The organism is Dactylosporangium thailandense (assembly GCF_059739745.1).
Genome location: NZ_AP029195.1, coordinates 2660685 through 2682039, shown reverse-complemented (window position 1 = coordinate 2682039; position 21355 = coordinate 2660685). Strand labels below are relative to the sequence as shown.

General features: G+C 75.0%; 26 protein-coding genes. 14 read left to right on the top strand and 12 right to left on the bottom strand.

Annotated elements, in window-relative coordinates; genetic code table 11:
* Window positions 1-73 precede the first annotated feature (73 nt).
* From AC6JBM_RS11990 to AC6JBM_RS11980, 3 genes are read left to right on the top strand one after another with little or no spacing between them, the layout of a single operon-like run.
* Window positions 74-667 carry a response regulator gene (locus tag AC6JBM_RS11990; protein WP_497983670.1) on the top strand — a complete coding sequence of 198 codons (594 nt, stop codon included), beginning with the start codon at window positions 74-76 and terminating at the stop codon, window positions 665-667.
* Window positions 664-1944, top strand: coding sequence for a sensor histidine kinase (locus AC6JBM_RS11985; RefSeq protein ID WP_497983669.1), 1281 nt, complete (start codon window positions 664-666; stop codon window positions 1942-1944). The genes AC6JBM_RS11990 and AC6JBM_RS11985 overlap by 4 nt, the downstream gene beginning before the upstream one ends.
* A gap of 9 nt (window positions 1945-1953) precedes the next feature.
* Window positions 1954-2481 (top strand): hypothetical protein, encoded by a 528-nt coding sequence (locus AC6JBM_RS11980; RefSeq protein WP_497983668.1) that lies wholly within the window; start codon window positions 1954-1956, stop codon window positions 2479-2481.
* A gap of 19 nt (window positions 2482-2500) precedes the next feature.
* Here AC6JBM_RS11980 and AC6JBM_RS11975 read toward each other — a convergent pair whose 3' ends face one another.
* The 3 genes from AC6JBM_RS11975 to AC6JBM_RS11965 form a co-directional block, all read right to left on the bottom strand.
* A complete protein-coding gene (locus AC6JBM_RS11975) occupies window positions 2501-2713 on the bottom strand; it encodes a hypothetical protein (RefSeq protein WP_497983667.1) in 213 nt (70 codons plus the stop codon).
* 227 nt (window positions 2714-2940) lie between these two features.
* The gene (locus AC6JBM_RS11970; RefSeq protein WP_497983666.1) at window positions 2941-3879 is read right to left on the bottom strand and encodes a quinone oxidoreductase family protein; all 939 of its coding nucleotides are present in this window, start codon (window positions 3877-3879) and stop codon (window positions 2941-2943) included.
* Window positions 3880-3896: 17 nt separating this feature from the next.
* The gene (locus tag AC6JBM_RS11965) at window positions 3897-5003 is read right to left on the bottom strand and encodes an LLM class flavin-dependent oxidoreductase (protein WP_497983665.1); all 1107 of its coding nucleotides are present in this window, start codon (window positions 5001-5003) and stop codon (window positions 3897-3899) included.
* Window positions 5004-5077: 74 nt separating this feature from the next.
* Here AC6JBM_RS11965 and AC6JBM_RS11960 point away from each other — a divergent pair, with 74 nt between their 5' ends.
* The 4 genes from AC6JBM_RS11960 to AC6JBM_RS11945 all read left to right on the top strand — a co-directional run bounded on the left by AC6JBM_RS11960 (window position 5078) and on the right by AC6JBM_RS11945 (window position 7120).
* Entirely contained in the window at window positions 5078-5347 is a 270-nt protein-coding gene (locus tag AC6JBM_RS11960; protein WP_350616850.1) for a hypothetical protein, read from the top strand.
* Window positions 5348-5990: 643 nt separating this feature from the next.
* Window positions 5991-6164 (top strand): hypothetical protein, encoded by a 174-nt coding sequence (locus AC6JBM_RS11955; RefSeq protein ID WP_497983664.1) that lies wholly within the window; start codon window positions 5991-5993, stop codon window positions 6162-6164.
* On the top strand, window positions 6161-6676 hold the full coding sequence (locus AC6JBM_RS11950) for a GrpB family protein (RefSeq protein WP_497983663.1): 516 nt from the start codon (window positions 6161-6163) through the stop codon (window positions 6674-6676). Before AC6JBM_RS11955 ends, AC6JBM_RS11950 begins: the two co-directional genes overlap by 4 nt.
* 39 nt (window positions 6677-6715) lie before the next feature.
* Window positions 6716-7120 (top strand): DUF3618 domain-containing protein, encoded by a 405-nt coding sequence (locus AC6JBM_RS11945; protein ID WP_497983662.1) that lies wholly within the window; start codon window positions 6716-6718, stop codon window positions 7118-7120.
* 110 nt (window positions 7121-7230) lie between these two features.
* Here the strand turns inward: AC6JBM_RS11945 and AC6JBM_RS11940 are convergent, their stop codons facing one another.
* Window positions 7231-7578, bottom strand: a complete 348-nt coding sequence (locus AC6JBM_RS11940; RefSeq protein WP_497983661.1) for an STAS domain-containing protein — start codon at window positions 7576-7578, stop codon at window positions 7231-7233.
* Between the two features lie 155 nt (window positions 7579-7733).
* Between AC6JBM_RS11940 and AC6JBM_RS11935 the strand changes: the two genes are divergently transcribed.
* From AC6JBM_RS11935 to AC6JBM_RS11905, 7 genes are all read left to right on the top strand, one after another.
* Window positions 7734-8372, top strand: coding sequence for a GntR family transcriptional regulator (locus AC6JBM_RS11935; protein WP_497983660.1), 639 nt, complete (start codon window positions 7734-7736; stop codon window positions 8370-8372).
* A 107-nt stretch (window positions 8373-8479) separates the two neighbouring features.
* Entirely contained in the window at window positions 8480-10117 is a 1638-nt protein-coding gene (locus AC6JBM_RS11930; RefSeq protein WP_497983659.1) for an ABC transporter substrate-binding protein, read from the top strand.
* On the top strand, window positions 10114-10893 hold the full coding sequence (locus AC6JBM_RS11925; RefSeq protein WP_497983658.1) for a DUF1684 domain-containing protein: 780 nt from the start codon (window positions 10114-10116) through the stop codon (window positions 10891-10893). The genes AC6JBM_RS11930 and AC6JBM_RS11925 overlap by 4 nt, the downstream gene beginning before the upstream one ends.
* Complete coding sequence (locus AC6JBM_RS11920; protein ID WP_497983657.1) at window positions 10877-11821, top strand: ABC transporter permease; 945 nt, start codon at window positions 10877-10879, stop codon at window positions 11819-11821. The genes AC6JBM_RS11925 and AC6JBM_RS11920 overlap by 17 nt, the downstream gene beginning before the upstream one ends.
* Complete coding sequence (locus AC6JBM_RS11915) at window positions 11811-12596, top strand: ABC transporter permease (RefSeq protein ID WP_497983656.1); 786 nt, start codon at window positions 11811-11813, stop codon at window positions 12594-12596. Before AC6JBM_RS11920 ends, AC6JBM_RS11915 begins: the two co-directional genes overlap by 11 nt.
* Window positions 12597-12609: 13 nt before the next feature.
* Window positions 12610-13932 (top strand): tetratricopeptide repeat protein, encoded by a 1323-nt coding sequence (locus tag AC6JBM_RS11910; RefSeq protein WP_497983655.1) that lies wholly within the window; start codon window positions 12610-12612, stop codon window positions 13930-13932.
* On the top strand, window positions 13929-15512 hold the full coding sequence (locus AC6JBM_RS11905; protein WP_497983654.1) for a dipeptide ABC transporter ATP-binding protein: 1584 nt from the start codon (window positions 13929-13931) through the stop codon (window positions 15510-15512). The genes AC6JBM_RS11910 and AC6JBM_RS11905 overlap by 4 nt, the downstream gene beginning before the upstream one ends.
* Here the strand turns inward: AC6JBM_RS11905 and AC6JBM_RS11900 are convergent.
* From AC6JBM_RS11900 to AC6JBM_RS11865, 8 genes are all read right to left on the bottom strand, one after another.
* Window positions 15509-16255: an amino acid ABC transporter ATP-binding protein gene (locus AC6JBM_RS11900; protein ID WP_497983653.1), complete on the bottom strand. Its 747-nt coding sequence runs from the start codon at window positions 16253-16255 to the stop codon at window positions 15509-15511. The two genes, AC6JBM_RS11905 and AC6JBM_RS11900, sit on opposite strands and share 4 nt — an antisense overlap.
* Window positions 16252-17100 (bottom strand): amino acid ABC transporter permease, encoded by an 849-nt coding sequence (locus AC6JBM_RS11895; RefSeq protein ID WP_497983652.1) that lies wholly within the window; start codon window positions 17098-17100, stop codon window positions 16252-16254. Before AC6JBM_RS11895 ends, AC6JBM_RS11900 begins: the two co-directional genes overlap by 4 nt.
* Window positions 17100-17978 carry an ABC transporter substrate-binding protein gene (locus AC6JBM_RS11890; RefSeq protein WP_497983651.1) on the bottom strand — a complete coding sequence of 293 codons (879 nt, stop codon included), beginning with the start codon at window positions 17976-17978 and terminating at the stop codon, window positions 17100-17102. Before AC6JBM_RS11890 ends, AC6JBM_RS11895 begins: the two co-directional genes overlap by 1 nt.
* Window positions 17979-18134: 156 nt before the next feature.
* Window positions 18135-18662 (bottom strand): GNAT family N-acetyltransferase, encoded by a 528-nt coding sequence (locus tag AC6JBM_RS11885; protein ID WP_497983650.1) that lies wholly within the window; start codon window positions 18660-18662, stop codon window positions 18135-18137.
* A gap of 4 nt (window positions 18663-18666) precedes the next feature.
* Window positions 18667-19833 carry a multidrug effflux MFS transporter gene (locus AC6JBM_RS11880; RefSeq protein WP_497986445.1) on the bottom strand — a complete coding sequence of 389 codons (1167 nt, stop codon included), beginning with the start codon at window positions 19831-19833 and terminating at the stop codon, window positions 18667-18669.
* The gene (locus AC6JBM_RS11875) at window positions 19833-20732 is read right to left on the bottom strand and encodes an ATP-binding protein (protein ID WP_497983649.1); all 900 of its coding nucleotides are present in this window, start codon (window positions 20730-20732) and stop codon (window positions 19833-19835) included. The genes AC6JBM_RS11880 and AC6JBM_RS11875 overlap by 1 nt, the downstream gene beginning before the upstream one ends.
* A complete protein-coding gene (locus AC6JBM_RS11870; RefSeq protein ID WP_497983648.1) occupies window positions 20729-21046 on the bottom strand; it encodes a hypothetical protein in 318 nt (105 codons plus the stop codon). The genes AC6JBM_RS11875 and AC6JBM_RS11870 overlap by 4 nt, the downstream gene beginning before the upstream one ends.
* 28 nt (window positions 21047-21074) lie before the next feature.
* Window positions 21075-21305 carry a hypothetical protein gene (locus AC6JBM_RS11865; protein WP_497983647.1) on the bottom strand — a complete coding sequence of 77 codons (231 nt, stop codon included), beginning with the start codon at window positions 21303-21305 and terminating at the stop codon, window positions 21075-21077.
* Window positions 21306-21355 lie beyond the last annotated feature (50 nt).

Below are 21355 nucleotides of genomic sequence, written 5' to 3'. Positions count from 1 at the left end.
TAGGCTTGCCTAAACAACCCTGCCGGTGCTTCCATACAGCTCCAACCCCCCAAAATTGAGGGAGTCGCCGGTCATGCCCACCCGGGCCGTGCTGCTCGTCGACGATCACCGCGTGTTCGCCGACGCGCTCGCGTTCGCCCTCGACGCCCAGCCGGACCTGCGCTGCGTGGCCGTGGCCGGCTCGGTCCGCGGTGCCCTCGAGGCCGCCGCGGGCTGCGCGTTCGACGTGGCCATCGTGGACCTGAACCTGCCCGACGGGGGCGGCCTCACGGTCGTCGGGCACCTGCGCTCGCTGCGGCCGGACGCCCAGCTCATCGTCCTGACCGGCCACGACCGGCCCGGCCTCGCCGACCGGGCCCGCCGAGCCGGGGCCGACGTGTTCCTGCCCAAGGACGACGCCCTGCGCAGTGTCCTCGACGCGATCCGCGGCACCGGCGCGGCCCCGCAACCGGTCCCCCGGCTCAGCCCGCGCGAGTCGGAGGTGCTCGCGCTGCTCGCCGCGGGCCGGCCCGCCTCCCGCATCGCGAGCGAGCTGGAGCTGTCCGTGCACACCGTGCGCGACTACCTCAAGACCATCCGCGCCAAGCTCGGCGTCCAGTCCCAGCTCGACGCGGTGCTGGCCGCCGACCGGCTCGGCCTCGTGGCCCGCGCGGACCGGTTCCGATGAGGGTGCACCTGCTGCGCCACGCCGCGATCGCGGGCCTCGCCGCCGCCGTCGTCACGGTCGCGGCCCTGGCCGGCGCCTGGCGCACCGGCCGCCAGCAGTCCGGCCGCGACGCCACCCAGGTGTCGAAGACCGTCGCCGACGCGGTGATCGGCAGCCTCTCCGAGTACGACTTCGCGAAGCCCACCGGCTTCGACCGCGCCGAGGTCATGGACCGCCTGGCGCCGTTCCTGCGCTCGGGCACGCTCTACCGGGTCAAGCTCTGGATCGTCTGCGGCGACCAGGCCCGCATCGTCGTGTCGGACGTACCCGGCCTGGAGGGCACACGGCGGCCCCGCGACGCCGAGCCGCTGCGCTCGATCGGCTCGGGCGAACTGCGCAGCCGCGACGTGCCGGACGACCGCGAGCACCGCTACGAGAGCGGCCGGCGCCGCTCGCTGCAGGAGGCGTTCCTGGACTTCCGCGACGCCGGGGGCCACGCGATGAGCCTGGAGGCGTACGTGCCGGTCGACTCCGGCGACGCCGCCGCCCGGGCCGTCGCCACCCAGCTACCGCTCCTGCTCGGCGGGGTGCTCGGCCTCGCCCTGGCGACCCTCCCGCTGAGCCTGGCCGCGGCCCGCCGGGCCCGCCGCCACGCCGAGCACGGGGCCGCCCTGGCCGCCGTGGCGCTGACCGCGGCCGACCGGGAGCGCCGCGAGCTCGCCCAGCGGCTGCACGACGGCCCGATCCAGCAGCTGGCCGCGGCGAACGTGGTGCTGTCGGTGGACCCGGCGACGCCGCTGGCCCGCACCATCGTCCGCGACAGCATCCGGGAGCTGCGCACGCTCACCGACGACGTACTGCCGCCCGAGCTGACCGCGGCCGACCTGGCGACACGGCTGCCGGGCCTGCTGCGCGCCGCGGTGCCGGAGCCGATCGCGCTCGACGTGCGCATCACCGGCGCCGCGGCCCTCACCGACGAGCGGGCGCTGCTGCTCGCCCGCGCCGCCCGCGAGCTGGTCCGCAACGCCGTGCGGCACGGCCGGCCGAGCACGGTCACCGTCACGCTCGCCCTCGCCGACCCGCTGCGGCTGACCGTCCGCGACGACGGCGCGGGCTTCGACCCGCGGCGGCCGGCGGGGCCGGGCCACTTCGGGCTCGCGCTCACGGCCCAGGCGGTCGCGGGCGCGGGCGGCTCGTTCGCGATCCGCTCACGCCCGGGCGGGGGCTGCTCGGCAACGATACGCCTGGATGCCGAGGACACCGATCCGCGCCGCGTCCAGGCGCCCGAAATCCGCTAGAGTGCCGGTATGCCAACGGTGCCGCGCGGCTATGTGCCCGGCCGGAGCGCGCTCATCCGGTCCGGTGGAGACGCCGGACCGCGCCAGGCGAACCCGCCGGCCGGCGGGTTCGGGCGGCTGATGCGGGTCTTGGGGGCGCCGCTGCTCCTGATGGGCCCGTTCCTGGTCTTCGCCGCCGCCTTCCTCGCCACCAGCGAGCCCACCGGCAACCGGTGGATCATGGCCGCCGCCGGGGTCGGGGTCACCGTGTCATGCGTGCGGCTGCACCGGTTCGAGTCGCGGCTGGACGACCAGGCCCGGCGGGACCAGCGCCGGCTCGAGACGGCCGGGGTCCCCGCGACCGCCGAGATCACGGCCGTGCGACCCGCGTCGCTGGGCGAGGAGAGCGGGATCGAGCTGAGCCTGCTGATCAGCGGGCCCGGGTTCGAACCGTTCGCATCCGCCTCGCAGTGCAAGGACGACTCGGCCCTGAAGGTCGCAGCGCGCCTCAACGCCGTGGTCGACCCGGCCGACGGTCTGTACGCGATCGTGCCCTGACCCCGCGACGCCTGACGGTTCACAGGTCGCGGGCGCGGCCGTCGGCGGCGAAGCCCTGCGCGGCCGCCACGACCCGCTCGACGAACTCGGCAAGGCCGGCGCCGACAACCGTGACGCCGGGGCCGCGGTACACCCCGTCGAGGTAGTCGGCGTCGCGCAGCCGGAACACGCGGCCGTCCGTGACGGCGACGGCGAACCGGTCACCGTCGCCGGTGCCGCCGAACACGATCACGGCGGCGACGCCGGCGATGCGGGCCGCGGTCAGCTCGTCGGCGCGGTGCAGGAACAGCCCGTTGCCGACGCCGGGCAGCGTGACCGGGCCGGCCGCGCGCAGCAGCGCGACGAGGTCGCCGGGTGTCGAGGGCAGGCGCTCACGCAGCCGGGCGAGCGCCGCCTCGGGCTCCGGGGGTTCCGCGCCGGGCCCGGCGGCCGCTCGCAGGCGCGCGCCCCATGGCGCGGTCAGGGGATCAGGGCGACTTTGCCGCCCGGGTGGCCGCTGCGCACGAGCTCGATCGCCGCGAGGGCCTCGGCCAGCGGGAACGTCTTGGCCACCGGCACGACGAGGCGGCCCTCGGCGGCCCAGCCGAGCAGGCGGGCGCGGACGCTGTCGCGGTACTCGGCGCTGTCCGGCAACGCCCCGGCGATCGCCCGGATGCCGGCGTCGCGCGACCGGTCCGACGGGACGATCGTGACCGCGCGGCTCGCGTCCGGCAGCAGCTGCGCCACGGAGTCGATGGCCTCGTCGGTGCCGACGGTGTCGATGACCGCCGCGACCCCGTCCGGCGCGGCCGCCCGCACCCGGCCGACCAGCCCGGGACCGTAGGCGATCGCCTGCGCCCCGGCCCGGCGGAGCAGGTCGAAGTTGCGCTCGCTCGCGGTACCGATGACGGAGACGCCCTTGAGGCGAGCCTGCTGCAGCACGCTGATCCCGACCGCGCCGGACGCGCCGTGCACGAGCACCGTCTCACCCGCCGCGGCGCGCACGACGTGCAGGGCCTCCGCCGCCGTGGTCCCGGCGAGCAGCAGGTTCGCCGCGGCGGGGAAGTCCAGCGCCTCGGGCTTGGCGAAGACGTCCTTCGCGGGGACGGTGACCTGGGAGGCGTACCCCCCGTTGATCCGGAACGCGACGACCGCATCGCCGGGCGCACCGCCGCCGGACGCGATCTCGGTGTCCGGCCCGATCGCGCTGAGCACCCCGGCGACCTCGTAGCCGATCGGCAGCGGCAGCTCGCGGCCGGCCCCACGGTCGGCGGCGATGTGCTTGTAGTCGGCCGGGTTCACCCCCGCGGCCCGCACGTCGATCGTCACCTCGCCCGCCCGCGGGGGCCGGACGTCGGTCTCGACGAGCGTGAGCACCTCGGGCCCGCCGTAGTCGGGCGCGATCCATCGCAGAGCCATTGGTTCTCCCTACCCCGTCAGTGCGCGAGCAACCCGGCCCGGCGCAGGATCGGCAGGACGCCCTCGCCGAAGTGGTACGCCTCTTCCAGGTGCGGCTGCCCGGACAGGATGAAGTGGTCGATGCCGAGATCATGGTACTCACGGATGCGCTCGGCGACCTCGGCGTGGCTACCCACGAGCGCGGTCCCGGCCCCGCCGCGGACGAGCCCGTAGCCGGCCCAGACGTTCGGGTACACCTCCAGCCGGTCGCGCCGGCCGCCGTGCAGGGCCGACATGCGCTGCTGGCCCACCGACTCCCCCGCGGCGAACCCGTGCTGCACCTGCGCCACCCGCTCGTCGTCGATGCGGTCGAGCAGGCGCCCGGCCTCGGCCCACGCGGCCTCGGCGGTGTCGCGGCTCAGCACGTGGAAGCGGATGCCGTAGGACAGGGTGCGCCCGGCCTCGGCGGCCAGCTTGCGCATCCGCTCGAGCCGCTCGGCGATCTGCGGCGGCGTCTCACCCCACGCGAGGTAGGTGTCGACGTGCCGGGCCGCGACCCGCTCCGCCGCCGGGCTCGCCCCGCCGAAGAAGATGGCCGGCGGCCGCCACGGCTCGAACGGGATCCGGGCCTGCTCGACCCGGTAGTGCGCCCCGGTGAAGTCGAACGGCTCCGGGGCGTCGCCGACCCCGCGCAGCACGGCGAGGAAGTCGTCGGTGCGGGCGTAGCGCTGGTCGTGGTCGAGGTGGTCGCCGAAGCGCCGCTGCTCGACCGGGTCGCCGCCGGTGACGATGTTGAGCAGCAGCCGCCCGCCGGAGATCCGCTGGAAGGTGGCGGCCTGGTGGGCGGCGAGGGTGGGCGTGACCAGGCCGGGGCGGAAGGCGACGAGGAACTTGAGCGTCTTCGTCACCTGGGTGAGCGCCGCGGTGGTGATCCAGGCGTCCTCGCACCAGGTGCCGGTCGGGGTGAGCACCGCCTCGAAGCCGAGCTGCTCGGCCGAGCGCGCGATCTGCCCGAGGTAGTCGATGCCCGGCCGCCGGAACCCCTCGGCGACGGCGCCGAGCGTGTGCTGCGACCCGTCGCCGGATCCGACGATGTCCCGGCTGTCGCCGTTGGTCGGCAGATACCAATGCAGGTGAATGCCCATACCCCATATTATCCACTGGTTTGATAGACAACAACGGTCGCGGATCTTGGGCAGGTGTCGTAGGCTCGCGGCTCGTGACGATTGAATTCGCTGCTGAGACCCCCGAGACGCTGTCCGCCGAGCCGGCCGAGGAGCCGGGCGCCGGGCCGGCCGTCATGTATACCGCGTACTTCTCCGCCATCGACGAGCTCGTCGAGCACATCCGCGCCGCCGAGGTGCTCAACCTCGGCTTCCGCGTCGAGTCCTACCTGGTCACGCCCGAGGACGCGCCGGACACCACCCAGGTCGAGTTCGAGTTCACGCTGCTGAGCGAGCTGCCGGCCCGCGACGAAGAGCGCGACTGACCTTCATCGCCGCCGGCCGGCGGCGCAGCACGCGACCACGGGTGCGACTGACGCTCAGCCGCGGCCGATGGCCGTGCAGCACGCGACCGCGGCCAGGAACGGACCCTCGGCGAGCCGGCCCAGCCACGCGCGGCCGGCTCGCCGAGGGCGCCGGCCCTCCAGGGCCGCTCGGCGACATCGGGCATGCGCAGGACCGCCTCGGCGCTCGCGCAGTCGACCCAGCCGCGGGCGTCGATCTGTCGAGATAGCGGCCCGTGGCGACGTCGCGGATCACGGCGTCGTCGTCCCACGAATGCCGGGCGATGCCGAGCACGCTCGTGTTGGCGAACGCGGCCCGCTCGACCGCCCCGATCCGCCCGGCCGGCTCCCCGGCCGCGGGCGGGAGCGGGTGGTCGCCGAGCGTGACGAGCCCGAACCCCGCCCGCTCGGCGACCCCGGCGCCGAGCGGCGGGATGAGAGCCGTCGCCATCGATCTCCACGGCAAGCGCGAGCGTCATACCTATAAAACCTATGGGCTAGATAGCAATTTGGCTACACCCGTTGACATCGGCCACAGCAGCGCGCTGCACTCTTCCCATGACGTCGTGTCCGGCCTGACGCGCCACCCTCCCAGCCGCCCGTCCACCGTCGCGAGGAACCCGTCATGCCAGCGCCGCACGCCCGCAAGCGTCAGTCCACAGTCGACGCCCATCGTTACGACACCGCGTACGTCGTCATCGCCGTGCCGATCCCCGGCGCCGAGCCGGACGACGTGGCACCCCCGCTCGTGTACCTCACGCAGCCCCACGGCCGCCACGACCGCAACCGCCACCCGTGACCCGCCGCGACCCGATCGTCATCGTCCCGTACGACGATCGCTGGCCGGCCGCCTTCGCCCGGGAGCGATCCCGCGTCGAGGCAGCTTTGCACGGCCACCTCGTCGGCCGCGTCGAGCACATCGGCAGCACCGCGGTCCCCGGCCTGCCCGCCAAGCCCATCATCGACATGCTGGCCCGCATCGAGGACTTCGACGACTCGGCTGGCCTGGGCGCGGACCTGGCCCGGATCGGCTGGGTACACGCCCCGGAGCCGGACGACACCGAGCGCCGCAAGTGGTCCTTCTGCTACCCCAGCGTGGCGTACCGCGTGTACCACCTGCACGTGTACGAGGCCCGCTCCCCGGCGCCGGCCCGGCTGCTGCGGTTCCGCGATCACCTGCGCACCCACCCGGAGCTGGCGGCCGAGTACGCCCGCATCAAGACCGCGCTGGCCGCGGCCGACAAACGGGACCGCCCGCGCTACCGGGCCGGCAAGGCGCCCTTCATCGAGCAGGTGCTGCGGAACTCCTGATGGCGTTTATCGATCATTCGATGGGGGCATCACCGCGGCATGACCACGGTCGCTCCTCGTCCGGACGCGCAGGCGCTGCGCGCGGAGATCGCTCGCACCCGGGCCGCGCTCGGCGAGACGGTCGAGGCGCTCGCGGCCAAGGCCGACGTCAAGGCGCGTGTCAGGGCTCGCGTCGAAGCGAAGGCGAACGACCTCAAGGCCCTCGCGGGGCAGGCGCAGGCCCGGGCCGGTGTCGTCGCCGGTCGAGTGCGGGCTCAGGCGTCGCACGTCGCGGGCGAGGTGGCCGGGCGCGCGGGCAGGACCGCCGGCACCGTCAACGCCGCGGTCCGCGATCCCGGGCTGCGGGCGAAGCTGCGCCGGCCGGTGCCCATGGCCGCCGCTGGGACGGCCGCGGCCGCCACGGCCGCCGTCGCGGTGCTCGCGCTGCGCAGCCGCCGCCGCTGACCCCGCCCGAACCCGACCGCCCAAGTCCAGGATCCCCGCGCAGGCCGAGCCGCGCTGCGCAGCCGCTGACGCCGCTCGAACCCGACCGCCCGAGTCCAGGATCCCCGGGTTCAGGCCTCGGTGATGTTCAGCACGGTGTCGAGGCCGGTCACGGCCAGGATGCGGCGCAGGTTGTGGTCCGGGCCGCGCAGGCTGAACCGCCGGCCCGCCAGGTGCGCCGCCTTGTGCGCGCGGATCAGCGACGCGAGGCCCGACGAGTCCGTGAAGCCGACGCGCGAAAGATCGGCCGTGACGGCCGGCGCGCCCTCGTCGTAGGCCCGCTGGACGGCCGCGCCGAAGCGCGCCGCGGTGTGGTAGTCGAGGGCGCCGGCCACGGTGAGCAGGACGCCTCCGGCCGCGTCGGCCCCGGCGGTCACGGTGAGCGTCGCCTGCGAGTCGGCCTGCTGGTTCTCGGCCATGTACGTCCTCGTCGTCCCCCATCTTGCCCTGCGCTGCGGCGCCAGCCTAACGCGCCAGCCCGGGATCCGCTGAGTTGCGTCCCGCCGCCCGACCGGAGGCGCCGGGCGGCGGGATGCCTACACTCGCGCCGTCGAACCCCGCGGGAGGAGAACCGGTGCCTGGAGCGAACCGTGACTCGGCCACGACGCAGTACGAGCGGCTCCGCGGTGAGATCGTCGCCGGCGGGCTCGCGCCGGGCACGGTGCTGCTCGAGACGGTGCTCGCCGAACGACTCGGGGTGTCGCGCACGCCGGTGCGGGAGGCGCTCGCGATGCTCGAGCGCGACGGGCTGCTGGAGCGGGACCGGCGCGGCTACCGGGTGCGGACCCGCAGCCCCGAGGAGCTGCTGGAGATCTACGAGGCCCGGATCGCGCTGGAGTCCACGTGCGCGGCCGGGGCGGCGGGGCGGCGCTCCGACCTCGACCTCGCGCGGTTGCGGCACCTGACCGGGGAGGCGGCGGCCGCGACCGATCCGGTCCGGCTGCGTGAGCTGCAGGCGGGCTGGCACCGGGCGCTGCGGGCGGCGGCGGGCAACGCCACCATCATCGACCTGCTGGAGCGGCTGGACTCGCTGCTGGCGGTGTACGACGCGGACGAGCCGACCCTCGCCGACCGGGACGTCGCCGCGCGGGAGCACGCGCGGATCGTGGCGGCGGTCGCGGCCGGCGACGCCGAGGAGGCGCGGCGGGCCACCATCGCGCATCTCGACCGCTCGCGCGAGGCCCGCCTGGCCAAGCTGGCCACCCGCCCCTAGGGCCGAGCAGCAAGAAACGTCACAGGGCGGAGCCCCTTGCCGCCGTGTCGACGCGTGTATACGCTCGCCCCAATTCCTAGCAAGCATGTCTGAATACTGGAGTTCGCATGGTCCGCAGTAGGCTGGTCGTGGCCGCGGCGTCGGTGACGCTGCTGGCCGCGTGCGGCACGTCCGAGTCACCCGGCGACGCCGGGGCCGCCGGTGCGCCGGTGCGCGGCGGCACCGTCGTGTTCGCCACCGATGTCGAGCCCACGTGCCTCGACCCCGCCGCGCCGAGCCAGATCGCCACGCAGATCCTGCAGCGCAACGTGTACGACTCCCTGATCTTCCAGGACGCGAAGGGCGCCTTCCACCCGTGGCTGGCCAGCTCCTGGGACGTGTCCGCGGACGGCAAGAGCTACACGTTCCACCTGCGCGACGGCGTGACGTTCCACGACGGCACCAAGTTCGACGCGACCGCGGCCAAGGCCACCTTCGACCACTTCGTCGACCCGGCCACCAAGGCGCCGCTCGCCGGCTCGCTGCCCTTCGCCTCGGCGACGGCCACCGATCCGAGCACGCTCGTCGTCCAGCTCAAGTCGCCGTTCGCCCCGTTCCTGCAGCTGGTGTCGTTCTCCGTGCTCGGCATCCAGTCCCCCGCGGCCCTGGCGAAGGGCCAGGCCGCCCTCTGCGCGGGCGGGCCGGGCGCGGCCGTGGGCACCGGCCCCTTCACCACCGCCGCGTACACCAAGGGGCAGAGCCTCACCTTCGCGCGGTACGACACCTATGACTGGCCCCCGGAGGGCTCCGCGCACCAGGGCGCGGCCTATCTCGACAAGGTCGAGATCCGTTTCCTGCCCGAGAACGCGATCCGGGTCGGCGCGGTCAGCAGCGGCCAGGCCCAGCTCGCCGCGAACGTCCCGCCGGTGACGGCGGCCGCGTTCGAGGGCGCCGGCGGGGTGCGCGTGCTCAGCGCGGCCGCGGCCGGGACGCCGTTCACCGCCTACCTCAACACCAAGCGGGCCCCGTTCGACGACGTCAAGGTGCGCCAGGCGTTCCAGCGTGGCATCGACATCGAGAACATCGTGAAGTCCGTGTACGCGGGCCGGTTCCCGCGCGCGTGGAGCCCGCTCACGCCGAGCACGCCGTACTCGTACGACAGCAGCCTCGAAAACAGCTGGCCGCAGGACCTGACCCTCGCCAACCGGCTCCTCGACGAGGCGGGCTGGAGCCAGCGGGACGCGCAGGGCTTCCGGGTCAAGGACGGCAAGCGCCTGAGCGCCGTGTGGGTGCAGAACAGCACCGTCATGCGCGAGCAGCGCGACGTGACCGCCCAGGCGATCGCGGACAACGCGAAGAAGCTCGGCTTCGAGGTGACGGTGCAGGGCTTGGACGCGGGCACGTTCACCGCCCGCGCCAAGGCCGGCGACTACGACATCACCGACCAGAGCAACCAGCGCGCCGACCCGGACATGCTCTACAACGTGTGGTCCTCGAAGTTCGCGGCGACCAAGGGCGGGGCGAACTACGCCAACGTCGACGACCCGCGGGTGGACGCGTGGCTGGCGCAGGGCACGACGGCGCTCAAGCAGGAGGACCGGCCGGCCGCCTACCAGCCGCTGCAGCACTGGGTCATCGACAACGCCGCGGCGGTGCCGATCTACGTGCCGCAGTACCTGCTCGGCGCGTCCAACGCGGTCCAGGGCGTGCAGTTCACGGTCTCGGGCTACCCGGACTCCTTCTACACCGTGTGGCGGACCAAGTGAGTGCCGAAGTGAGCGCCGAGTTCGACGCGTGGCTGGCCGAGCGCGCCGAGGAGGTCGCGGGCCCGGCCGGCCACACCGCCCTGACCGGCACCCACCCGGTCGCCGGGCCGCTGGTCATCGACGGCGTCCCCGGCGTCTGGGACGTGCGCGACGGCAGGCTGGTCGTCTCCGTCGGCGACGGCGAGCACCTGGCCCGCAACGGCTCGCCGTTGCGGGGCACCACCCCGGTCGAGGGCGATCTCGAGGCGCCCGGCGTCACCATCCGCACGTTCGTGCGCGACGACGGGCCGGTGGTGCGCACCTACGAGCACGCCGCGCCGGGCCGGCTGGGGTTCGGCGGCATCGACCGCTTCCCGTACGACGCCCGCTGGCGCGTCCCGGCCGCGTTCGAGCCGTTCGCCGAGCCCGCGGCGATCCCGGTCCCGTACCAGCGCGACGACGTGGTCCGCGCGCACGTCGTGCCGGGCGAGCTGTCGTTCACGCTGGACGGCACCGAGCACCGGGTCCGGGCGTTCGCGGGCCACGGCGGGCTGTGGTTCGTGTTCGCCGACGCCACGACCGGGGTGAGCACCTACCGGCCGGGGCGGTTCGTCGAGGCCCTGGCGGTGCCGGGCGAATACGCCGACGGATACGTTGTGGACTTCAACCGCGCGTACCTGCCGCCGTGCGCGTTCTCGGACTGGTACAACTGCCCGCTCCCGCCCCGGGAAAACATCCTGTCGACCGCGGTCGAGGCGGGCGAGCGGGCGGTGCGCGGCCGTGGCCGTCCGGCGTGACGGCCGCCGGCTCGCCCGCCGGGCGCTGATCGCCGTGGTGCAGCTGTGGGGGGCCGCGACGCTGTGCTTCGCCACGCTGCACCTGATCCCCGGCGACCCCGTCGACATCGTCATGGGCAACCAGGCGCTGGTCTCGCCGGAGCTCAAGGAGCGGGTGCGGGCCGAGTACGGCCTCGACGACCCGGTCCTCGTGCAGTACGCGCGGCTGCTCGGCCACCTGGTCCGCGGCGACCTGGGCACCTCCTACCAGCTCCAGCGGCCGGTCTGGGGCGCCCTGGCCGAGCAGGTGCTGCCCACCGTCCAGCTGGCCGGGGCGGCGCTGCTGCTCGCGGTCGCGCTGGCGGTGGGCGCGGCGGTGCTCGTGCCGGAGCGCAGCCGCGCGGCCCGGGCGCTCTTCTCCGGGCTGGAGATGGTGGCGGTGTCGCTGCCGCAGTACTGGCTGGGCATCCTGCTCATCACGTTCCTCTCGCTGCGCTGGCACCTGTTCCCGGTCATCGAGGCCGGCACGCTGCGCAGTCTCGTGCTGCCCGCCGTCGCGGTGGCCCTGCCGATCGCCGGCACCCTCGCGCAGGTGCTGCGCGAGGAGATGGACACGGCGCTGGCCCAGCCGTTCGTGGCCGCGGCCCGGGCCCGGGGCGCCGGCGCGCTGGCCGTGCGGACCGGGCACGCGCTGCGGCACTGCCTGATCCCGGCCACCACGCTCACCGGCTGGTTCGTCGGGAGTCTGCTCGGCGGCTCGGTGCTCATCGAGCAGGTCTTCGGCCGGCCCGGGCTCGGGCAGGTCGCGCTGACCGCGGTCACGAACAAGGACCTGCCGATGGTCACCGGGGTCGTCATGCTGGCCGCGGCCGTGTACGTCGTGGTGAACCTCCTCGTCGAGGCGGCCTACCTCGTCATCGACCCGAGGGTGCGCCGCGATGAGGGCTAGGACGATCGTCGCCGCGCTGGTCGTGCTGGCCGTCGCCGCCGCGGCGCTGTGGCCGCAGCTGTTCACCGGCCTCGACCCGAACGCGACCGACCCCCTGGCGTCGTTCCGCCCGCCGGGGGCCGGCCACCCGTTCGGCACCGACCAGCTCGGCCGGGACCTGTTCGCCCGGGCCGTCCACGGCGCCCGGCACTCGCTGCGGATCGCGGCCGGGGCCACCCTCGTCGCGCTCGTCGTCGCCGTGCCGATCGGCATCCTGGCCGCGCTCGGCGGGCGGTTCGCCGACACCGTCGTCACCCGGGTGCTCGACGTGCTGCTGTCGTTCCCGGCGCTGCTGCTCGCCCTCGGCGTCGTGACGGTCGCGGGGCGGGGCGAGCTCAGCCTGCTGCTCGCGATCGGGCTGGCCGACATGCCCGGCTACGCCCGGCTGCTGCGCTCGCGGCTGCTCGTGGTGCGCGAGGCCGGATACGTCGAGGCGGCCACCGGGCTCGGCGTCGGGCCGTGGACCTCGCTGCGGCGGCACATCCTGCCCAACGCGGCCGGGCCGCTGCTCGTCACCGCCACGCTCGGGCTCGGCGTGGCCGTCATCTTCGCGTCCGGGCTGAGCTTCCTCGGCCTCGGCACCCAGCCGCCGACCCCGGAGTGGGGCGCGATGCTGGCCGAGGGCCGCTCGACGCTCGCCGTCGCCTGGTGGGCCGGGGTCTTCCCGGGCCTGCTCATCACCGTGACCGCGGTCGCCGTGACCGTCCTCGGGCGCGATCTGCGCCGGCGAGTGTAAGGAGAACTCCCCCGTGCCACAGGATCGATACGGGCAGACAGATCGATACGGGCAGACGGTGTCCACCGCCGACCCGGACGCGGCCGCCGCCTACTTCGCGGCCGTCGACCAGTACCTCGCCCTGGACGACACCGCCGTCGACACCTTCGCCCGGGCCGTCGAGCTCGACCCCGGATTCGCCGCGGCGCACCTCGGCCTCGGCCTGAGCCTCGCGTCGGCGGGCCGCGACCCGGAGGCCCGCGAGGCGTTCACCGCCGCCGCCCGGCTGCGCCGCGAGGGACACCACACGAGCGAGCGCGAGGCCCGGCAGATCGACCTCGTCACCGCGCCGCCGCGCGCCCTCGCCGCCTACGCCGAGCACCTGGAGCGGCACCCCGGCGACCTGCTCGTGCTCGGGTTCGCCGCGGGGCTGCTCAGCGGCCGCCGGATCGCCGCCGGGACCGGGCGCGACGGCGTGCTCGCGCTCGCCGCGCCGTCGGTGGCCGCGTTCCCGGGCGACTGGGCGCTGGCCGGGATCTGCGCGCTGGAGCTGGAGGAGGCCTGGGAGTTCACCGCGGCCGAGCGGGCCGCCGAGCTCTCGCTGCTGCACCGGCCGGACAACCGCGCGGCGTGTCACGGGTACGTCCACGTCCTGCACGAGACCGGCCGCCTCGACGCCGTGGAGTCGTTCCTGGGCGGCTGGTTCGCCACCCGGCACCCGCGCTCGCCGCTGCAGACGCACCTGCGCTGGCACCACGCCCTCGTCGCGCTCGAGCACGACGACGCCGAGACCGGCCTGCGCCGCTACCACGCCGCCATCGACCCCGGCGTGTCGGCCCGGCGCACGACCCTCGTCGACGCCGCCGCCGTGCTGTGGCGGCTGCACCTCGACGGGCACGACGGGCTGCCGTGGGACCCGGTCGCCGCGCTGGCCCGGGCCCAGCTGGCGGCCCCGCGCGGCGCGCTGTTCGACGTGCACGCCGCGCTCGCGTTCGCGGCGGCCGACCGGCCCGGGCTGGCGCGGCTGCGCGCCGCCTGGCTCGCCGAGACCGACCGGCCCAACCGCGGCGTCGTGCTCGCGGTCCTCGACGGTATCGCCGCCCACGCCGAGGGCCGGTTCGACGCGGCCGCCGAGCACCTCGGCGGCGTGCTGGCCGCGGTGAGCCTCGTCGGCGGGAGCCGGCTGCAGCAGGACATCGTCGTGGACACACTGTGCGACGCGCTGGCCCGCGCCGGAGACCCGGGCCGGGCCGCCGACATCCTCGCCGACCGCCGGCACCGGCGCCGCTCGCGGCGCGACGAGCGCTGGATCGCCGAGCTGCGCGGGGCAGTCCCGGCAACGGCGATCCCGGCATGAGCCCGGTGCTGGAGGCCGAGGACCTGCGGGTCGCGTTCCGCACGCGGCACGGCGTCGTCGAGGCGGTGCGCGGGATCGGCTTCACCCTCCACAAGGGACAGTGCCTGGCGATCGTGGGCGAGTCCGGGTCCGGCAAGAGCGCGACCGCCCGCGCCCTGCTCGGCCTCGCCGGGCCGGGCGCCACCGTCACCGCCGCGACCCTGCGCCTGGCCGGCCGGGACCTCATCGGGCTGACCGAGGGCCAGTGGCGGGGACTGCGCGGCCGGGACGTCGGCCTCGTCCCGCAGGACGCGCTCGGCTCGCTCAACCCGCTGCACCGGGTGCGGGCCGACGTCGGCGAGCCGCTGCGCCGGCACCGGCTCCTGCCCCGGGCGCTGCGGGCCGGGCGGGTCGTCGAGGCCCTCGCCGACGCCGGGGTGCCCGAGGCCGGGGTGCGGGCGGAGCAGTACCCGCACCAGCTCTCCGGCGGCCTGCGCCAGCGCGCGCTCATCGCCGCCGCGGCCGTGGCCCGCCCGCCGGTGCTCATCGTGGACGAGCCGACCACCGCCCTGGACGTGACCGTGCAGGCGCAGGTGCTGGCGCTGCTCGAGCAGCGCAAGGCCGGCGGCACCGCGCTGCTGATGATCAGCCACGATCTCGCCGTGGTGGCCCGGATGGCCGAGCACATCCTGGTCATGCGCGACGGCGTGGTGGTCGAGTCCGGCCCGCCCGCGGAGGTCCTCGGCGCCGCCCGGCACCCCTACACCCGCCAGCTGCTCGCCGCCGTCCCCACCGGCCGACCGCGCCGCGACCCGGGCGGCTCCGCCGGGCCCGTGCTGCTGGAGGCGCGCGGGATCGGCAAGCGGTACCGCCGCCCGGACGGCACCGACCAGCACGCCGTGCGCGAGGTCTCCTTCACCGTCGCCGCCGGCCGGACCCTCGGCGTCGTCGGCGAGTCCGGCTCCGGCAAGAGCACCGTGGCCCGCATCGCGATGGGGCTGCTGCGCCCCGACGAGGGCGAGGTCCGCTTCGCCGCCGGGCCCTGGAGCGAGGGGCCGGAACGGCGGCGGCGCCCGCACCGGGGCCGGATCCAGCTCATCCAGCAGGACCCGCTCGGCGCCTTCGACCCGCGCTTCAGCGCCGGCGACGTCATCGGCGAGGGGCTGGCGGCGGTCCGGGACCGGGGCGCGCGGCGGGCGCGGGTCGCGGAGCTGCTGGAGACGGTCGGCCTGGCACCGGAGCTCGCCGCGCGGCGCCCGGCCGAGATGTCCGGCGGCCAGCGCCAGCGGGTCGCGATCGCCCGGGCCCTGGCGAGCGGCCCCGAGCTGCTGGTCTGCGACGAGCCGGTGTCGGCGCTGGACGTGTCGATCCAGGCGCAGATCCTCGAGCTGCTGGCGCGGCTGCAGGCGGAGCGGGGCCTGGCGATGCTGTTCATCTCGCACGACCTGGCCGTCATCCGGCAGATCAGCGACGAGGTCCTGGTCATGAAGGACGGCGTGGTGGTCGAGCGCGGACCGGCCGACGACGTGTTCGAGCGGCCCGCCCACCCCTACACGCGCCGGCTGCTCGACGCCGTCCCGACGCTGCCGGTGTACGGCTAGAGCCGCCCCGACGCGATGACCCGGGCGAGGAACTGGCGGGTCCGCGGCTCGCGCGGGTCGCCGAGGACCTGCTCCGGCGGCCCCTGCTCGACCAGCGCGCCGCCGTCGAGGAAGCACACGCGGTCGGCGACCTGCCGGGCGAAGCCCATCTCGTGCGTCGCCAGCAGCATCGTCATCCCGTCGCCGCGCAGCTCCCGCACGAGCGCCAGCACCTCGCCGACGAGCTCGGGGTCCAGGGCCGAGGTGACCTCGTCGAGCAGCAGCAGCCGCGGGGTGTTCATGAGGGCACGGACGATCGCGACCCGCTGCTGCTGGCCGCCGGAGAGCCGGTCCGGGTAGGCGCCCGCGAGGTCGGCCAGGCCGATGCGGCCCAGCAGCGCCATCGCCCGGTCGCGGGCCTCGGCCGCCGGAACCCGGTGCACGCGCCGCGGGGCGAGGGTCACGTTGGCCAGCACCGTCATGTGCGGAAACAGGTTGAACGCCTGGAACACCGTGCCGATGCGGCGCCGGACGCGGTCCGGGTCGGCCCGCGGGTCGGTGACGTCCTCGCCGTCGAGGCGGATGACGCCGTCGTCGACCGGTTCGAGCAGGTTGACGCAGCGCAGGAGCGTCGACTTGCCGGAGCCGCTGGCCCCGATGAGCGCGACGACCTCGTGCTCGGCGACGTCGAGCGAGACGCCGCGCAGCACGTGCCGGTCGCCGAACACCTTGTGCACCCCGGCGACGGACAGGACCGCGGTCACAGGGTCACCTCCCCGGACTGGCGGCGGGCGGCCCGGACGGTCACCCAGTCGGTCACGGCGACGAGCGGGATCGCCAGCAGGACGAAGAGCACGCCGGCGACGATGTACGGCGTGTAGTCGTACGACACCGAGGTCTGGATCTGCGCGGCGCGGATGGCGTCGACCGGCCCGGCCAGGGAGATGAGCCCGACGTCCTTCTGCATCGCGACGAGGTCGTTGAGCAGCGGCGGGGCGACGCGCCGGACGGCCTGGGGCAGCACGACGTGGCGCATCGTCTGGCGGTACGTCAGCCCGAGCGACCGCGCCGCCGCGCGCTGCGACGGATGGACCGACTCGATGCCGGCCCGGAACACCTCGGCGATGTAGGCGCCGTAGGTCAGCACCAGCGCCGCGCCGCCGAGCACGAGGACGGACGGCGTGCCGCTCAGGCGCAGCCCGGGCACCCCGAACGCGAACACGTAGATGGTGATGATGAGGGGCAGGCCCCGGAAGGTGTACGTGTAGCCGTTGGCCAGGGCCCGCAGCGGGAAGAACACGGGCCGCCGCAGCGTGCGCAGCGACGCGATGCCGAGCCCGAGCACCACCGCGCCGGCCGCGCAGAACACCAGCAGCTCGATGTTGAGCCACAGCCCGTCGAGCACCGCGGGAAGCGCGGCGCGGGCGGTGTGCGGGTCGAAGAAGCTCTCCCGCACCCGCTTCCAGCCGGGCGCGCCGGTGATGCCGGCGAGCAGGAGCACGCCGACGACGCCGGTGGAGACGGCGGCGACCGCCACCGACAGGATCGTCTGCCGGCGGCGGTACGCCTCCCGCTCCCGCTGCACGGGAGACTTCTCGAACAGGTCCATCACGCCAGCGTCGGTGCGCCCTGGGTCGCCGACAGCCACTGCTGCTCCAGCTTCTTGAGCGTGCCGTCGGCCCGCAGCGCGTCGACGGCGCCGCTGACGCAGCCGGTGAGCGGCGAGCCCTTGTCGAGCACGAGCCCGAACTGCTCCGGCGTGCCCGAGACCTGCGGCAGCTGCCCGACGATGACCGCGTCGTCGATCTCGGCGCCGGTGATGTAGAACGCGGTCGGCAGGTCGACCACGAGCCCGTCGATCTGGCCGTTCTGCAGCGCCTTCTTGGCGTCGTCGTTGTTGTTGTACACCGAGGGCTGTTGCGCCGGCTTGACGACCTCGGTGATGGAGCGGTAGCTGGTGGTGCCGACCTGGGCCCCGAGCTTGGCGCCCTTGAGGTCCGCGAGGCTCTTGGCCCCCGCGATCTTCGAGCTCTTGAGCGCGATGACGGTCTGCGTGACGTCGTAGTACGGCGAGGAGAAGTCGACCGCCTGCTTGCGCTCGTCGGTGATGGAGAACTCGTTGATGTCGAAGTCGAACGCCTTCTTCCCGGGCGCGATCGCGTTGTTGAACGTGACCCGCGCCCAGGCGACCTGGTCCTTGCCGTAGCCGAGCTTCTCCGCCACGGCGTAGGCGACCGCGGACTCGAAGCCCTGCCCGGACTCGGGCTTGTTGTCGGCGAACCACGGCGGGTAGACCGGATCGTCGGTGCCGACCGTGAGCTTGCCCGCGGCGACAGTCTTGAGCTGGGCCGGGGCGCAGGAGCCGGCGGCGCTCGCCCCGGCGGAGGCGGCGGGTGCCGCAGTGTCTTCGTCGGCGGGCGCGCAGCCGGCCAGCACGGCCAGGGCCCCGGCGAGCCCGGCCGCGACGAGAAGGTTCACGGGACGCATGGCGGCGATCATAGCTACAAACCCGATAGGCATAGCAGCCTTGTGCCGCCGATCACGAACGGTGCTGGAGCCACCGACGGCGTTCTCCGGCCGGCTCTACCTGCCGGGCGAGGTGGCGCGGCGGCGCCGGTACCCTGGCACCGGCGGCGGGCGCGGTCAGCGGCGGTCCGGGTCCGCGGCGGGGTGCTGCGGCAGTGTGTGCTGCATCAGAATGGTGTCGATCCAGCGGCCGTGCTTGTAGCCGACCCCGGTCAGCCGGCCCGCCTCGGTGAAGCCGGCCTTGCGGTGCAGGGCCGCGGACGCGTCGCTGCCCGTGTCGGCGATCACCGCGACCACCTGGCGGAGTCCCGCCTTCGCGCAGTCGTCCAGCACGGCCCGCAGCAGCACCGTGCCGAAGCCGCGGCCGGCCCACCCCGGACCCAGGTACACCGAGTCCTCCACCGAGTGCCGGTAGGCGGGCTTCGCGCGCCAGGGGGCGGCGTAGGAGTAGCCGGCGATCTGCCCCTCGGCCTCGCCGACGAGGAACGGCAGCCCGCGCCCGGCGAGGTCGGCCAGGCGGGTGTGCCAGGCGTCGAGGGGCGGCGGGGTCTCGTCGAAGGTCGCGACCGTCTCGGTGACGTAGTGCGCGTAGATCGCGGCGACGGCGGCGAGGTCGTCCGGGGTGGCCGGGCGTACGGTCAGCATCCGATCAGCGTAGGAGCCGCAGCGTGGCGAGGGCCAAGGCGGCGCACGTGAACATCGTGACACCCATCGCGACCGCGGAGCCCGGGCCGGCCAGGCCCATCGCCGAGGCCGCGATGCCGCCGACGAGGAACTGCAGCAGGCCCTGCAGCGAGGACGCCGCCCCGGCGGTGGCCGCGTGCGGGCCGAGCGCCAGCGAGGTGGCGTCGGCGAGGACCACGCCGAGCATCGACACGACCGCGAACAGGCAGAGGAGCACGACCGGCAGCGGCGCGTGCGTGGCGGTGCCCAGCAGCACGCCGGCCGCGGCCACCACCGCGACGACGAGGGCGGCGCGCAGCAGGGCGTGCGCGGTGTGGCCGCGGCCGACCAGCCACCCGTTGACCTGAGCGAGCAGCACGATGCCGAGCCCGTTGGCGCCGAAGACGAGACTGAACTGCTGGGCGCTGAGGCCGTACGCGTTCTGCAGCACGAACGACGAGCCCGAGATGTACGCGAAGACCGCCGCGAACATGAGCGCCGCGGCGAGCACGTACCGCAGGTAGACGCGGTCGGTGGCCAGCCCGGCCATCGAGCGCAGCGTGCCGCCGAGGTGGGCCGGCCGGCGCCGCTCGGGTGTCAGCGACTCCGGCAGCCCGGCGAGCACGGCCACGAGCAGCAGCACGCCCACGGCCGCGAGGACGACGAAGAGCACCCGCCAGCCCGCGAGGCGCAGCAACTGGCCGCCGGCGACCGGGGCGAGGATCGGGGCGAGCCCGTTGACGAGCATGATGGTGGAGAAGAACCGGGTCATCGCGGGGCCCTCGAACAGGTCGCGGACGGTCGCCCGGGCGAGCACGATCCCGGCCGCGGCGCCGAGCGACTCCAGGGCGCGGGCGGCGACGAGCAGGCCCGCGTTCGGGGCCGCGGCGCAGCAGAGCGAGCCGATGATGTACAGCAGCGGGCGCCGCCGGCCCCACGTGTCCGACAGCGGCCCGGCCAGCACCTGGCCCAGCGCCAGCCCGATCACGAACACGGTGAGCGACAGCTGCACCATGGGCACGCTCGTGTGCAGGTCGCGCGCCATGCCGGGCAGCGCGGGGAGGTACATGTCGATCGTGAGCGGGGCGAATCCGCTGAGCGATCCGAGGACCAGCGCCAGCCACAGGCGGGATCCGGCGAGCGCGCGCGGCATCACCGGGGGCGGCGGTTGCCGAACTGCCGGAACCGCACGCGGGCGGCGGCGACCTCGGCGCGGGCCAGGGCGCCCTGGGTCTGCAGGGCCAGCCCGGGGGCGACCGCGGTGGTCAGCCGCACGGTGAAGCCGTCCGGGCCCGCCCAAGCAGTGAGCTCGTCGCTGGCCTGCCGGGCCAGCCACAGGCCGTTGCCGGAGCGGGTGCCGCCGGGGGCCGGGCGGTAGCCGGCCAGCGGGTCGCGGAAGCCGGGGCCGCGGTCGGTGACGCGGCACTCGACCCGGCCGCGGGTCACCCAGACGGCGACGTCGACGGGCGGGGTGCCGTGCACGTAGGCGTTGGTCAGCACCTCGTTCACGGCGGCGACGAAGTCGGTGCGCACGAGCGTCGGCAGGCCGGCGAGCGACATGCTGAGCCGGGCGCGGATGCCGACGATGTCCTGGCGATCGTGGGAGGCGGGCAGGCACAGCACCGGCGCCGCGTCCGGTTCCGGCACCGGCGCGTCGAGCTGCGGCGGGTCGAAGACCCCGGCGGGGGTCTCGGCGCGCGGGTAGGCGGCGATCGTCGTCATCGGTTCACCCGCGAGCGTGACGGGACGGGCGGCCTCGAAGGCCGCGGCCCGGGCCAGGTCCGCGCGCGTGGTGCCGACCTCGGGCTCGGCGAGCACCCAGATCGGGGCGCCGAGCGGGCGAGCCGGGTGGCGCAGCAGCCGGCGCAGGGCCGCGAGCACGGCGACGGGCCGATGGTGCACGGCCGGGCGGGGCAGCCGCAGGGCGTCGGGCAGCAGCGCGTTGTGCTCGGGGCGGCAGGCGAGCACGACGAAGGCGCCGGCGGGCCGGTCCGCGAGCGCGGCCCGCAGTTCCTCGGCGTCGTCGTAGTGCAGGACGTGGTGGCCGGTCATGTCGCGAGCGGGAGGCGGCCGTCGATGTCGACACGATCGACGAGGCGGGCGTCCTGCGCCTCGCCCATGAGGATCCGCGCCGCGACCCGGGCCCGGCCGGCCGGCTCGGCGGCCCGGAACAGCGCGCGGACGCCACCCGCGGCAAGGAACTCCGGCTCGTGCGGGTCGAGCGCCAGCTCGTGGCCGGGGATGAGCGCCGCGCTGACGGCCTCGTCGAGATCGGGCGCGGTGAAGGCGTCGAGCGCGCCGGTCGGGGCGAGCACGACCGGATCGCGCACGTCGTCGCGACTCACCGCGAACGTCGGGGCGGCCACGGGTCGGAGCCTACGCGCCCGGACCCCGCTACTCCAGCGGGAGCCCGGCCTGCACCAGGCGGCGGCCGCGGACGACCACGACGCGCTCGCCGAGTTCGCGGCCCTCGTGCCCCAGCTGCATGCCGTGGACGTAGTACCACCGCTCGTCGTCGTAGGAGATCGGAGCCTCGCGCTCGACATGGCGGATGCGCAGGGTCAGGTCGCCGACGCCGTACATGTAATCGCGCTCGGCCAGCATGAGCACGAGCTCGGCGGCCATACGTTCCTCCAAACACAATCGGGAACGCTGAAGGTACAGATTTGTGAAGG

Excerpts from the sequence above, each read along its gene's own strand:
- AC6JBM_RS11990 (WP_497983670.1), top strand. The coding sequence starts at position 74 with ATGCCCACCCGGGCCGTGCTGCTCGTCGACGATCACCGCGTGTTCGCC.
- AC6JBM_RS11985 (WP_497983669.1), top strand. The coding sequence starts at position 664 with ATGAGGGTGCACCTGCTGCGCCACGCCGCGATCGCGGGCCTCGCCGCC.
- AC6JBM_RS11980 (WP_497983668.1), top strand. The coding sequence starts at position 1,954 with ATGCCAACGGTGCCGCGCGGCTATGTGCCCGGCCGGAGCGCGCTCATC.
- AC6JBM_RS11970 (WP_497983666.1), bottom strand. The coding sequence starts at position 3,879 with ATGGCTCTGCGATGGATCGCGCCCGACTACGGCGGGCCCGAGGTGCTC.
- AC6JBM_RS11965 (WP_497983665.1), bottom strand. The coding sequence starts at position 5,003 with ATGGGCATTCACCTGCATTGGTATCTGCCGACCAACGGCGACAGCCGG.
- AC6JBM_RS11955 (WP_497983664.1), top strand. The coding sequence starts at position 5,991 with ATGCCAGCGCCGCACGCCCGCAAGCGTCAGTCCACAGTCGACGCCCAT.
- AC6JBM_RS11945 (WP_497983662.1), top strand. The coding sequence starts at position 6,716 with ATGACCACGGTCGCTCCTCGTCCGGACGCGCAGGCGCTGCGCGCGGAG.
- AC6JBM_RS11940 (WP_497983661.1), bottom strand. The coding sequence starts at position 7,578 with ATGGCCGAGAACCAGCAGGCCGACTCGCAGGCGACGCTCACCGTGACC.
- AC6JBM_RS11930 (WP_497983659.1), top strand. The coding sequence starts at position 8,480 with ATGGTCCGCAGTAGGCTGGTCGTGGCCGCGGCGTCGGTGACGCTGCTG.
- AC6JBM_RS11915 (WP_497983656.1), top strand. The coding sequence starts at position 11,811 with ATGAGGGCTAGGACGATCGTCGCCGCGCTGGTCGTGCTGGCCGTCGCC.
- AC6JBM_RS11905 (WP_497983654.1), top strand. The coding sequence starts at position 13,929 with ATGAGCCCGGTGCTGGAGGCCGAGGACCTGCGGGTCGCGTTCCGCACG.
- AC6JBM_RS11895 (WP_497983652.1), bottom strand. The coding sequence starts at position 17,100 with ATGGACCTGTTCGAGAAGTCTCCCGTGCAGCGGGAGCGGGAGGCGTAC.
- AC6JBM_RS11890 (WP_497983651.1), bottom strand. The coding sequence starts at position 17,978 with ATGCGTCCCGTGAACCTTCTCGTCGCGGCCGGGCTCGCCGGGGCCCTG.
- AC6JBM_RS11885 (WP_497983650.1), bottom strand. The coding sequence starts at position 18,662 with ATGCTGACCGTACGCCCGGCCACCCCGGACGACCTCGCCGCCGTCGCC.
- AC6JBM_RS11880 (WP_497986445.1), bottom strand. The coding sequence starts at position 19,833 with ATGCCGCGCGCGCTCGCCGGATCCCGCCTGTGGCTGGCGCTGGTCCTC.
- AC6JBM_RS11875 (WP_497983649.1), bottom strand. The coding sequence starts at position 20,732 with ATGACCGGCCACCACGTCCTGCACTACGACGACGCCGAGGAACTGCGG.
- AC6JBM_RS11865 (WP_497983647.1), bottom strand. The coding sequence starts at position 21,305 with ATGGCCGCCGAGCTCGTGCTCATGCTGGCCGAGCGCGATTACATGTAC.